The sequence below is a fragment of the Microbacterium sp. KNMS genome (genome assembly GCF_053851835.1).
On record NZ_JBSQBP010000002.1, the window covers coordinates 168,880 to 179,940 of the forward strand.

The window sequence follows — 11,061 nt, forward strand, 5'->3', positions numbered from 1 at the left end:
CTCGCGGACATTCCAACCCATGCGCCACCGCACGAGGGCGAGTCGAGCGCCGAACGTCGCGACGTCGGGGATCCAGTTGGTGCCGGGCGCAGCAGTCGTGGTCATGACGACAACCTTTCCATAACCGTGCAAACCGCGCAAGACGTGTCATGTCGTGAAAATCACGACGCGCGAGTCGTGAAATTCACGACTTGTGATGTATCGTCCCTCGCATGGCCCCAGAACCCGTGAATATCACGACAGCCGAGCTCGCCGCCCGGCTGCGCGTAGACCCCTCGACGGTCCGCCGCTGGGTCGAGACCGGCAAGCTCAAGCCGTCCTTCACGACCCCGGGCGGGCACCACCGATTCAACGAGACCCAGGTGCACGAGCAACTGGGGAAGCGATGAGCGATGACGCTCCCGCTGCCGACCCGCTAGACCGCCCCTGGCTGTTCTCCCGGCTCCGCGAGCTCGTGGAGGACAACCAGCGTCTCGCCGACGAGAACGTCTTCCTCCGGCGAGAGCTGTTCTACAGCCGCCACAGCAACAAGGCCCTCGCGGCGATGTACCGCCGATGGGCCGATCAGCTCGAGTCACTTCCGGAGAGAACCCCATGAGCGAGCACATCACCGCCGCATTCACCGCCATCCGCAGCGCAGGGGAGGCCCTGCGCAACGCCGAGGAGCAGATCCGAGAGATCGCTCCCGCTTTGGTCAGCCCGACCCCGCGCGCCATGCGTCTCGACGCCGCCCTCGCCTACCTCAGCGACGTGCGCACCGCGCTCGGCGCTGCCGCGCTCGAGCTCGCCGACGAGCACGCCGAGCACGCGACCGCGACGCGCGTCGAGATCGTGCCGGCGCCCAAGAGCGCTGCCGAGGCCGGAGAGATTAGGGGTCAGTCATGAGCATGAGCTACGTGCGGCGTCACTACGGCGTTCCGGCCACTCGTGGCCGTCGCGTCTCCTACCTCGGCCGGGAGGGGCGCATCACGAGCGCCGACCATCGGCTGCGCGTCCGATTCGACGGCGACAACTTCTCGTCGATCATTCATCCCACCGAGGAGGGCCTGGTCTACCTCGATGGATACGTGTCCGAGCCCGCCGCGGATGAGATGGGGTACCGGCTGTGAACGACTACCTCCCGCCCGAGTTCGCGCTGCCCATCGCCACGGTCCTGTGGCTCGTCGTGCTCGTGCCCGTCCTCGCCCGCTGGAACCGCGCACGACGTCGTGCGCGCAAGGCCGCGGCCGCGTGGCGCCCTGACCCGTTCGAGGTCGACCCCGGCATCGCCTGGTTCGTCATCACGGAGGACATGACACGCGAGGACGCCCAGCGCGCCCACGACGAGGCCGTCGAGCGCGCTCGCGACCGCGTCGCGTTCTCCGAGGCCGTCCTGTCCGACATCCGCAGCCTCCCCGAGGCCACCGCATGGGAGCACCCCGCATGACCGTCTACGTGCCCGTCACCGTCTACCTCAAGTCGTCCACCTACCGCGAGCTCGCGATGCACGCCCGCGTGCGCGGCATCCCCGACGCCGAGGTCGGCCCGCTGCTCGAGCGCCTCGCCGTCGCCTCCCTCATCCCGCGCGAGCAGCGCCCCGCGCCCAAGCCCCGCCGCATCCCCGGCACCCTCTACACCGAGGACGTGCTCGCGCGCGCCGCCGCGCTCCGCGCCGAGGGCCGTTCCTGGCGCGAGATCGCCGCCGAGCTCGGCGGCACGCACAGCGGCATCCGGCGCGCACTCGTCCGCGTCGAGCAAGCCGAGGCGGTCCAGCCGTGAGCGTGCACGAATGCGGACCAGAGTGTCGTCGTCGTCCAGGGCTGGTCGGCGCGCATGCGCGGACGCGGGCACGGATGCGCGCCGCCCGACTGGCAAAACTGCGCGGCAAGCGCCCCCGCGTCCGGAAGGTCGGGCGATGAGCGACCTCGACCACATCGACGTCGAAGCGGCGAACGGCGCGGGCGAGCGGCTGCTGCGCGTCTGGCCGTTCCCTGCCGTCCGGCTGGGGGACATGAAGTCGCGCGACTCGGACGCCTGGATCAGGCGGATGCACCAGGAGCTCGACGGCATCCTGGAGGCCATGAACGCCCCGCGGCGACCCGGCCGCGCGTGGGTCGACGTGAAGCTCGCCGATGGGCGCTGGGTCGGGCGATGGATCGATGACTGCCCGACCGAGGCGGCGGTAGCCTGCCGGTACTGGTACGAGCAGCCCGTCGCCGTGGCCGGCATCGGCCTCAAGGGCACGACCGCCGAGGACGACGAGCGCGCGCGCCGCCTCGCGTCCGGCGACCTGCTCGCCCTGCTCAGCGACTGGGACGCCGCATGACCGGCGACAAGCTCACCGTGTCGCAGGTCGCGCGCGAGTTCGGTGTGAACCCGCAGACCGTGCGCCGCTGGGCCGACGACGGCGACCTCCCGTGCACGTACACGATCGGCGGCGCGCGGCGGTTCGACAGGGCCGTGGTCGACGCCGCCAAGCAGGGTCGCGGCGCGTGAGCGCCGGATCCTCGCGCGGCGCCCGCTGGGAGGCCGTCCGCCTCGCCGTGCTCGATCGTGACGGCTGGCAGTGCCAGTACTGCCACAAGCACCTCGAGGGCACGGACGCGACCGCAGACCACATCATCCCGAAGAACGCTGGCGGCACCGACGACCTCGACAACCTCGTCGCGTCGTGTCGGCGCTGCAACGGCATCAAGAGCGACAACCTCGTCGCCCGGATGCCCTGGTACAACCCCCGATGGCTGGGAGGCCTCCCGTGACGAGCATCAGTCAGTTCCTGACGCCGACAGACCCGCCCCGGCTCGACGCGACCCTCATCGCCGACTACGTCGCGAACGAGCCCACGCCGCTCGGCCGCGGCGTCGACGGCGAGATGTACGTCTACGAGGGCGGCATCTACGAGCGCGACGAGCGCATCGTCACCAAGCGCGTCGCCAAGGCCCTCGGCGCCCGCTACAGCGCGTCCGTGTGCGGCCAGGTCGAGGCGCACCTGCTCAACGTCGACATCCCCGACGTCGGCCTGCCCGACCTCCCCAGCGGGTACCTCGACTACATCGTCCTCGAGAACGGCATCTACTGGTGGCGCTCAGGCGACCTCGACCCGCACTCGCCCACGCTCGGCGCGATGACCAAGCTCCCGATCGTCTACGACGAGGTCGCGATCCCTCACAGCTTCATCGCCTGGCTGCGCCAGGTGCTCGGCGACGATCCCGAGATCGAGCGCCACATGTGGGAGATCCTCGGCTACCTGCTCATGACCGGCAACCCGCTGCAGAAGATCTTCATGATCTACGGCCCGGGCGGCAACGGCAAGGGCACCCTCCTGCGCGTCATCCGCCGCATGCTCGGCCGAGCGAACTACTCGAGCATCAGCATGCACCAGCTCGTGGACGACCGGTTCGCGACCTCGGGCCTCTACGGCAAGATCGCCAACATCTCGGGCGACCTCTCGAGCAAGTTCCTCTCCGACCCGCAGATCCTCAAAGAGATCACCGGAGGCGACGCGATCAGCGCCTCACGCAAGTTCGGGCAGTCGTTCGAGTTCGTGCCCTACGCCGTCCCGATCTTCGCGTCCAACGAATTCTTCCGCACCTCCGACTCGTCCATCGGCTGGCGGCGCCGCTGGGAGGTCATCGAGTTCACCCGCAACGTCCTCGCCAGCGGCGAGCCGTTCGATGAGCAGCTGCTGTTCGACGACATCCCCGGGATCTTCAACTACGCCATGGACGGCCTGCGCCGCCTCATGGCCCGCGGTCGCTTCGACCCGCCCCAGAGCGCCCAGGAGGCCACCGCCCGCCTCCACGACGAGGCCGACCCCGTCGTCATGTGGCTGGACGACGACGAGCACGTCACGCAGGGACCGGACGAGATGTCGCCCCGCCGCGTCGTCTACGCCCGCTACAAGGGCTGGTGCTCCCGCAACGGCTACAACGCGATGGCCATGGGACCGTTCGGCAAGCGCCTCTCGCAGCTCGGCATCGAGTCCACCCGCCCCCGCCACGGCACCGGCCGCACCTGGTGCTACGTCGGCCTCAGCGTCCCCGACGTCGCTCCCGGAGCGCTCGCATGAGCGCGCTCGGGCACGGCGCGTGCGTGGACCGCGGTCCATGGACCGCCCCTCCCGCTCCCACCGGAAGAACGACGCTCCGCGACGCATCACGGGGTGGTCCAGGCTCGGGGGCCGTCCGGTCCACGTGTGGTCTAGGTAGCGGTCCAGGCACGAGGCCAGTCGGGACAAGGCCGGTCCAGGTGGTCTATTCACCTTCACACCCACACGCGAGAAAGAAAGTAGAAGGAGAGATAGGGAACATGACTGGACCACTCGGACCGCAGGCCGTCATCGAGTACTGCGCACATGACGGCTCACTGACCGGCGCCGAGGGTCCGGTTCGCGACCTCGGCAGGTGGCCCGTGCTCTGGACGTGCGATCTGTGTGGCGCGACCCTGCTCGACGGTCGCGCGAGGAGCTTCGACGCCGGTCAGGACTTCGGCGAGCTCGGCGGGGTCGATCTGACGGGCTGCTTTTCTGGGGTGGCCCAGGAGCACCCCGCGCCCAGTTTCCCGTTTTCGCGCGGAGGGCTGAAATATTCGGCAGAACCCCAGATCAACGCTGAGATTCGAGAGGATGACGACCGATGAGCGACGAGACGCCCGAGATCTTCCCGGACGGATCCTGGACCGAGGCCGTGGAGGCGTTCGTGGCGGACGCGCCGTGGCTGACCGGGCGCGATCAGCCGCAGGTGAAGGCGCTGCGCTCGATCGCGGCCGCGCTCGACGCCGGCACCTTCCAGGCCGCGCTCATCTCGCAGTTCACCCTCGTGCACCGCGGCCTGCTCGACCGGGCGCCCAAGGGGCAGGCGCAGGTTGACGACCTCGAGGCCGCGGTCCACGCGATGGAGCACAACCCCGGCGTGTTCTGGCGGGCATCGTGAACCGGCAGCCGTTCCCCGACATCGCGCCGTGGCCTCCGCAGCGCTGGACGCCGCCGCTCCTGCCTGGGTTCCCGTCCGCGTTCGACGGGTACGCGAGCCTGTTCGACGCGTTCTGGCAGGCCGCGTTCGGCTACCGGTTCGAGCCCTGGCAGGCGGACCTGCTGCGCCACATGCTCGAGGTCTACCCGGAGGGGCACGCGCGCGCGGGGGAGCTGCGCTTCCGGCAGGTCGTGATCTCCCTCGGCCGGCAGAACGGCAAGACCGAGATCGCGGCGGCGCTCGGCCTGTGGGGCCTGCTCGCGCGGCGCGTTCCCGTCGTCGTCGGCATCGCGAGCTCGGCCGATCAGGCGCGCCTGGTCTACAAGCGCACGATGCGCGCGATCAAGGGCACGCCCTCGCTCGAGCGGAAGTTCAAGGCCCTCACCGAGACCCGCGGCATCAAGACGCTCGACGGCGGATCGTACGAGATCAAGGCCGCGAAGTCGGCGTCGCTGCAAGGCATCCCGATCGACGTGGGCATCGTGGACGAGCTGCACCTGCTCAGCCGCGACCTGTGGTTCGACCTCGTCAACGGCCTCGGCGGTCGCCCCAACTGCCTCGTGGCCGGCATCACGACGGCGGGCGACGACAACAGCGAGCTCCTGCTCGAGCTGTACGAGCAGGGAGCGCGCGCGATCGAGCGCGGCGCCGAGTCGCGCACGGCGTTCTACTGCTGGGAGGGCCTCAACGCCGCGCGCCCGGACGATGACGCCGAGCTCGGCCGCGAGCTCGCGCGCGCGAATCCCTCGGTCGCATCCGGGCGGCGAGACCTCGAGATCGAGCTCGGCGATGTCCGCGAGCAGCCCGAGCCCGACGCCATCCGCTACCGCATCAACCGATTCGTCGGCGCGACCAACGTGTTCATCTCGGGCGCCGCGTGGGGAGCGTGCCAGACCTCCGACCCGTTCCCGACCGGCGTGCAGCCGATCTTCACATTCGACCGCACACCGGATTGGTCCTACGCCAGCGTCGGCGCGTTCGCGAAGATGCCAGACGGGCGGATCTACTGCGACCTCGTCGCGTCGCTCGTGCGCCCCACGATCGAGCAGCTCGCCGACGTCGCCGTCATGCTCTCCAAGCACAACCCCGCGACCTTCGGCGTAGACGGCTACGCGCTGCGCGACCTCGGGCGAAGGCTCGAGGACCGCGGCCTGCCGGTCACGTACGCGACGCAGGCCGACGCGCTCAACGGGAGCGCCCTGTTCTACTCGAAGGTCACGCAGCGCAAGCTCGCGCACCCGGGGCACCCGCTCATGGCCGTGCAGATCCCGAAGACCGTGCGCAAGAACGTTCGCGACGGGTTCCGCGTTTCGCGCGCCGACAGCGGCGGGCAGATCGACGTCGTCATGAACCACGTGCTCGGCGTGCAGCTCGCGGAGACACAGCGCGAGATCGCGCTACAGATCTTCTAGACCCCTCACATTCCTGCGCATTCATGCGCGTTCCTGGCGTTTCCTCACTCGGCGGATCGCGCATGCACGAGCCAGCATCGACGCCGTGGGACGCATTCGAGAGTGGTGGACGGGGGAGACCCGCGCCGAGGCCGGGGGAGACGCCACCGTGGACGGCGGCATGCAGCCGCCGTCCCGGACGGCCGCTCCCCGCTCGGTGTCGGTCGGCGAGGCCCTCAGCCTGCCGATGGTCTACCGCGCGATCCAGATTCACGCGATCGCCGCGAAGCAGCTCTCCATCGCCACGTTCCGCAACGGCCGGCAGATCGATGAGCACCCGCTCACCCGCCGTCCCGACCCGTTCACGTCGCGAGCCGCGTGGATCGAGCAGGCCGTCGTGTCGCTCGCGTCGACCGGCAACGCCTACTTCGAGATCATCCGCGACGCATCCGGCGAGGTCGCATCGCTCCCGGTCCTGAACCCTCTCGACGTGCGCATCCAGACCACGCGGAGCGGGCGCGTCACGAGCTACACCTACCGCGGCGTCGAGCTCCCCGCCTCGCGGGTCCAGCACGCGACCCTCCTGCGCGTTCCCGGCACCGCGTACGGGCTCGGCCCGATCCAGGCTGCGCAGCCCGACCTGCGCGGCGCGATCGACACCCGCGACTACGCCTCCAACTGGTTCGAGACGGGCGGTCAGCCCAACGGCATCCTCAAGTCGGACCAGGTGCTCACCGCCGAGGCCGCGAAGGCCGCGAAGACGCAGTTCAAGGAGACGGGCGCGGCGAAGCACGACGTGCTCGTGCTCGGCCAGGGCCTCAGCTACGCGCCGATCTTCCTGTCGCCCAAGGACGTGCAGTTCATCGAGTCGCAGAATTTCAGCGTCACCTCGATCGCGCGCATGCTCGGCGTCCCGGCCAGCCTCATGCTCGCCGCCGTCGAGGGCAACAGCCAGACCTACGCCAACGTCGAGCAGGACTGGCTCGCCTACGTGCGCTTCACGCTCATGGGCTACCTCGTGGAGATCGAAGAGGCGATCTCGGCGCTCCTGCCCGGACGCCAGCAGGCCAAGTTCAACATCGAGGCCCTGCTGCGCGCCGACACGACCACCCGCTACGCCGCGTACCGGACCGCGATCGAAGCCGGATTCCAGACCATCAACGAGGTCCGCGACCTCGAGCACTGGGCGCCGCTCACCGACGCCCAGATGAGCACGAAGGAGCCCACCGATGCCGCAGCTTGAGGCCACCCAGACGCGCGAGCTGTTCATGCGCGCCGAGGTCACCGACGACGGGCAGCTCGTCCGCGGCGTCGGCGTCCCCTACGGCGAGACGATCACCGTGTGGGGCCAGCGCGAGCGCCTCGAGCGCGGCGCCGTCGACGCCGAGGGCGCGCTGCTGTTCTACCGCCACAGCGAGCCCATCGGCATCGTCGTGGAGCACTCGGACGACGACGCCGGCTGGCACCCCACCGGCCGGTTCTCCAACACCCGCGCCGCGCAGGACGCCCGCGAGCTCGCGCGCGACGGCGCCCTGCCCGGCATGTCCATCGGCTTCGAGCCCATCAAGTGGCGCATGGAGCACGAGCCCGAGGGCGACGTCATCGTCTACGAGCAGGTCCGCGTTCGCGAGGTCTCGCTCGTCCCGTTCCCCGCCTACCCGTCCGCCACTGTCACCGAGGTCCGTGAGGACCGCACCCCGAAGGAGCCCATCATGCCCGCCACCGAAGAGCGCGAGGACGACCTCGCAGACCTCCGCGAGGACGTCGCCGACGTGCGCCGCTCGCTCGCCGTCATCCTCGACCGCGGCGACAACGACGCCGCGCCCGCCGTCGACCAGCGCAGCGGAGGCGAGTGGCTGCGCGCCCTCGCCGCGCGCGACGAGGACACCATCCGCGAGTACGAGGCGCTCGTGGAGCGCGCGTACACGGGCGGCACGAGCGCGGACGGCCTGCTCACCCCGCAGTGGGTCGGCGACACCATCCGCCTCGTGGAGCGCCCGAACGCTCTCGGCAGCGTGTTCTCGACCGGCACCCTTCCCTCGAAGGGCCTCACCCTCGAGTACGGCGAGCTCGACACGAACACGATCGACGTCACCGAGCAGCTGCTCGAGGGCGACGACCTCACCAAGGGCAAGCTCACCGTCCGCAAGAAGAACGCGCCGATCAAGACCTACGGCGGCATCGTGGAGCTCACCCGCCAGGAGATCGAGCGGACGACGAACGTGTCCATGCTCGACCTGCACCTGCGCGGGCTCGGCATGAAGGCCGCGGCACGCAAGGCCGCCGTCCTCAACGCCCTCTACGAGGCGACCTACGCCACGCAGGCCGGCGTCGGCGGCAGCTACGTCGTCGTCGCCGACCAGACGAAGTACGTCGACTGGGTCAGCGGCATCGTGGACGCGGCCGACAAGTTCGAGCAGCTCGGACTCGAGCTCGAGGCGCTCGTGGTCGACAAGACCGTGTTCAAGACGCTGGCGGGCCTCCAGGCCGCGGACGGTCGCCCGCTCATGATCGTCTACGGCACCGGCGAGAACGTCGTGGGCCAGGTCAACGTGCGCACGATCTCCGGCAACCTCGTCGGCGTCCGCGTCGTCTACAACCCGCGCCACACGACCGCGCACGCCGCGTTCGTGAACGCGCAGGCGATCCGCCAGTACAACGGCTCGATCACCGAGCTCACCGACGAGAACATCGTCAACCTGTCCAAGCAGTTCGGCCTGTACTACTACGCCGCGAACGCCGCCGAGATCCCCGGCGCGATCATGCCCGTCGTGGCGACCATCCCGGCCTGACCCTGAGAGGACCGCTCGATCATGCCCGTCACGCTCGCTGACTACGTCAACGCCATCGGCGAGGACGCGGTCGCGCTTGCCGCGCAGTGCGTCGCTGAGGCGACCGCGCTCGTCAACCGCCACATCGGCGCGACGACCGCGGCGTCCAACCCGCACGGCGTGCCGCAGACGGTCATCGATCGAGCGGTCCTCGAGGTCGGCGCCGACCTGTTCTACCGCAAGGCCGCGCGCAACGGCGTCGTCAACTTCGGCAACGGGATGGAGGGCGCGGCCGTGCTGCGCATCAACCGCGACCCGATGTCGCAGGCCTACGCCATCCTCGGCCCGTACCTGCCGATGGGCTTCGCATGAGCCGCCTCGATCGCGGGCAGGAGCTCGTCACCGCCGCCACAGCCGCGTGCCTCGCCGCCGGCCTCACCAAGGTCATCGTCACGCTCGACCCGCGCCAGGCACCGTCCGGCTACAACCACGGCGTCATCGTCGTCGTCCCGCCCCGCCTCGAGTTCACGACGTGGACCGAGACGACCGAGACGTGGACGCTGCACGTTGCGGCCGGGCCGTGGGACGACGCCCTCGCCGCGTGGCGCACCCTCGACGCGATCATCGAGGCGCTGCGCGCCGCCAACATCAACCTCGCCAGCGGCGAGCCGACACCGATGCAGGTCGCCTCCGGCGAGCCGCCGATGCCGGGCTACGTGCTCGAGCTCACCCCCGATCCCGTCAACGACTGACCGAAAGGCAGAATCATGGCCAACGCACTCGGCCCCGGCACCCTCACCCTCGGCGAGACCGGCTCGCTTCGCCAGTTCGCCGCCCACACGACCGCAGCGGCGCTCGAGCCGTCCTACAGCGACGGCGACGTCCTCGACCTGCTCGACGGCTCGCAGGAGACCGAGGGCGACCAGGAGACGTGGGTGCTGTCGGGCACGATCCGCCAGCAGCTCGAGGCCGACGCGCTCGAGGACTGGTGCCTCACGAACGCCGGCCAGGAGGTCCCCTTCACCTTCAAGCCCGTGAACACCGTCGCGAAGACCTATACGGGCACCGTCCGCATCCGCGCCGTGAAGATCGGCGGCGACGTGAAGGTCAAGAACACGTCCGACTTCAGCTTCCCCCTCGTCGGCAAGCCCAGCATCGGCACCGGGGCCTGACCATGGCCCGCGCGGCGATCACCGTGGGCGGCGGCAGCACGCTCGCGCGCACGCTGCGCAAGGCCGGGGTCGACCTCAAGGAGCTCAAGCCCGTCAACCGCGCCGCCGCCGAGATCGCGATGGAGCAGGCCCGTCAGGACGCGCCCGTCGTCTCGGGTCGGCTGCGCGACACGCTCCGCGTCGGCGCCACGAATCGCGCAGGCGTCGTCCGCGCGGGCAACAACCGCACGTCGGCGAGCGGCGTCCGCTACGCGGGCCCCGTGCACTGGGGATGGCCCGGCCGAGGCATCGCCGCCAACCCCTTCATGACCCGCGCCGCACGCGCCACGCAGAACCGCTGGGTGCGTCTCTACGAAAACTTCACGAACCGCATCCTCAACAAGGTGAAAGGCATCTGACCATGGCTCAGACCCTCGACGTCACGCTCTCCGACGAGAGCGTCCACACCGTCCGCACGACCCTCATCGACAAGGTCGCCGCCGAGACCTACTTCCGCAACCACAAGCACCTCGGCACGGTCGGAGACAACCCGTTCCGGTCGCTCGCTTTCATGGCATGGTCCGCGCTCAAGCGCCAGGGCCTCGCTGTCGAGTGGGACCAGTTCCTCGAGGGCCGCGACCCCAACGAGCTGCACTGCCTCGACGTGGAGATCCACCGCGGCGTCGTCATCGACCCGGCGACGGAGGTCGAGGGCCTGGGGGAAGGCATCCCCGCGGGTCATCTTCCGAGCTGATCTGCTTCCTCGCGCTCGAGTCCGGCATCCCCCCGAGCCAGCTCG

Annotated in this window: 20 protein-coding genes; all 20 read left to right on the forward strand. The window is 69.9% G+C overall.

Translation table 11 applies throughout. The features are described from left to right. Positions 1 to 212: 212 nt before the first annotated feature. The 20 genes from ACWXWW_RS02085 (at position 213) to ACWXWW_RS02180 (ending at position 11,016) form a co-directional block, all read left to right on the forward strand. Complete coding sequence (locus tag ACWXWW_RS02085; protein WP_455968445.1) at positions 213 to 389, forward strand: helix-turn-helix domain-containing protein; 177 nt, start codon at positions 213 to 215, stop codon at positions 387 to 389. Next, positions 386 to 598, forward strand: coding sequence for a hypothetical protein (locus tag ACWXWW_RS02090; protein ID WP_455968447.1), 213 nt, complete (start codon positions 386 to 388; stop codon positions 596 to 598). The genes ACWXWW_RS02085 and ACWXWW_RS02090 overlap by 4 nt, the downstream gene beginning before the upstream one ends. After that, the gene (locus ACWXWW_RS02095) at positions 595 to 885 is read left to right on the forward strand and encodes a hypothetical protein (RefSeq protein WP_455968448.1); all 291 of its coding nucleotides are present in this window, start codon (positions 595 to 597) and stop codon (positions 883 to 885) included. The genes ACWXWW_RS02090 and ACWXWW_RS02095 overlap by 4 nt, the downstream gene beginning before the upstream one ends. Continuing rightward, positions 882 to 1,109, forward strand: a complete 228-nt coding sequence (locus ACWXWW_RS02100; RefSeq protein WP_455968450.1) for a hypothetical protein — start codon at positions 882 to 884, stop codon at positions 1,107 to 1,109. Before ACWXWW_RS02095 ends, ACWXWW_RS02100 begins: the two co-directional genes overlap by 4 nt. Further along, complete coding sequence (locus ACWXWW_RS02105) at positions 1,106 to 1,426, forward strand: hypothetical protein (RefSeq protein ID WP_455968451.1); 321 nt, start codon at positions 1,106 to 1,108, stop codon at positions 1,424 to 1,426. The genes ACWXWW_RS02100 and ACWXWW_RS02105 overlap by 4 nt, the downstream gene beginning before the upstream one ends. Continuing rightward, complete coding sequence (locus ACWXWW_RS02110; protein WP_455968453.1) at positions 1,423 to 1,758, forward strand: hypothetical protein; 336 nt, start codon at positions 1,423 to 1,425, stop codon at positions 1,756 to 1,758. Before ACWXWW_RS02105 ends, ACWXWW_RS02110 begins: the two co-directional genes overlap by 4 nt. Before the next feature lie 136 nt (positions 1,759 to 1,894). Beyond that, entirely contained in the window at positions 1,895 to 2,305 is a 411-nt protein-coding gene (locus ACWXWW_RS02115; RefSeq protein ID WP_455968454.1) for a hypothetical protein, read from the forward strand. Further along, on the forward strand, positions 2,302 to 2,475 hold the full coding sequence (locus ACWXWW_RS02120) for a helix-turn-helix domain-containing protein (RefSeq protein ID WP_455968455.1): 174 nt from the start codon (positions 2,302 to 2,304) through the stop codon (positions 2,473 to 2,475). The genes ACWXWW_RS02115 and ACWXWW_RS02120 overlap by 4 nt, the downstream gene beginning before the upstream one ends. Beyond that, positions 2,472 to 2,738 (forward strand): HNH endonuclease, encoded by a 267-nt coding sequence (locus tag ACWXWW_RS02125; RefSeq protein WP_455968457.1) that lies wholly within the window; start codon positions 2,472 to 2,474, stop codon positions 2,736 to 2,738. The genes ACWXWW_RS02120 and ACWXWW_RS02125 overlap by 4 nt, the downstream gene beginning before the upstream one ends. Next, on the forward strand, positions 2,735 to 4,048 hold the full coding sequence (locus ACWXWW_RS02130; protein WP_455968458.1) for a DNA primase family protein: 1,314 nt from the start codon (positions 2,735 to 2,737) through the stop codon (positions 4,046 to 4,048). The genes ACWXWW_RS02125 and ACWXWW_RS02130 overlap by 4 nt, the downstream gene beginning before the upstream one ends. Positions 4,049 to 4,287: 239 nt before the next feature. Continuing rightward, complete coding sequence (locus tag ACWXWW_RS02135) at positions 4,288 to 4,617, forward strand: hypothetical protein (protein WP_455968460.1); 330 nt, start codon at positions 4,288 to 4,290, stop codon at positions 4,615 to 4,617. Beyond that, positions 4,614 to 4,910, forward strand: a complete 297-nt coding sequence (locus tag ACWXWW_RS02140) for a hypothetical protein (RefSeq protein WP_455968461.1) — start codon at positions 4,614 to 4,616, stop codon at positions 4,908 to 4,910. Before ACWXWW_RS02135 ends, ACWXWW_RS02140 begins: the two co-directional genes overlap by 4 nt. After that, on the forward strand, positions 4,907 to 6,361 hold the full coding sequence (locus tag ACWXWW_RS02145) for a terminase large subunit domain-containing protein (protein WP_455968462.1): 1,455 nt from the start codon (positions 4,907 to 4,909) through the stop codon (positions 6,359 to 6,361). The genes ACWXWW_RS02140 and ACWXWW_RS02145 overlap by 4 nt, the downstream gene beginning before the upstream one ends. Positions 6,362 to 6,446: 85 nt before the next feature. Beyond that, positions 6,447 to 7,583, forward strand: coding sequence for a phage portal protein (locus tag ACWXWW_RS02150; protein WP_455968463.1), 1,137 nt, complete (start codon positions 6,447 to 6,449; stop codon positions 7,581 to 7,583). Next, a complete protein-coding gene (locus tag ACWXWW_RS02155) occupies positions 7,570 to 9,132 on the forward strand; it encodes an HK97 family phage prohead protease (RefSeq protein WP_455968465.1) in 1,563 nt (520 codons plus the stop codon). The genes ACWXWW_RS02150 and ACWXWW_RS02155 overlap by 14 nt, the downstream gene beginning before the upstream one ends. A 21-nt stretch (positions 9,133 to 9,153) precedes the next feature. Continuing rightward, a complete protein-coding gene (locus ACWXWW_RS02160) occupies positions 9,154 to 9,483 on the forward strand; it encodes a hypothetical protein (RefSeq protein ID WP_455968467.1) in 330 nt (109 codons plus the stop codon). Beyond that, positions 9,480 to 9,863 carry a hypothetical protein gene (locus ACWXWW_RS02165; protein ID WP_455968468.1) on the forward strand — a complete coding sequence of 128 codons (384 nt, stop codon included), beginning with the start codon at positions 9,480 to 9,482 and terminating at the stop codon, positions 9,861 to 9,863. The genes ACWXWW_RS02160 and ACWXWW_RS02165 overlap by 4 nt, the downstream gene beginning before the upstream one ends. A gap of 15 nt (positions 9,864 to 9,878) precedes the next feature. Further along, positions 9,879 to 10,283, forward strand: a complete 405-nt coding sequence (locus tag ACWXWW_RS02170; RefSeq protein WP_455968469.1) for a hypothetical protein — start codon at positions 9,879 to 9,881, stop codon at positions 10,281 to 10,283. Between the two features lie 2 nt (positions 10,284 to 10,285). After that, positions 10,286 to 10,681: a hypothetical protein gene (locus tag ACWXWW_RS02175; protein WP_455968470.1), complete on the forward strand. Its 396-nt coding sequence runs from the start codon at positions 10,286 to 10,288 to the stop codon at positions 10,679 to 10,681. 2 nt (positions 10,682 to 10,683) lie between these two features. Continuing rightward, positions 10,684 to 11,016, forward strand: a complete 333-nt coding sequence (locus ACWXWW_RS02180; protein WP_455968472.1) for a hypothetical protein — start codon at positions 10,684 to 10,686, stop codon at positions 11,014 to 11,016. The last annotated feature ends 45 nt before the right edge of the window (positions 11,017 to 11,061 follow it).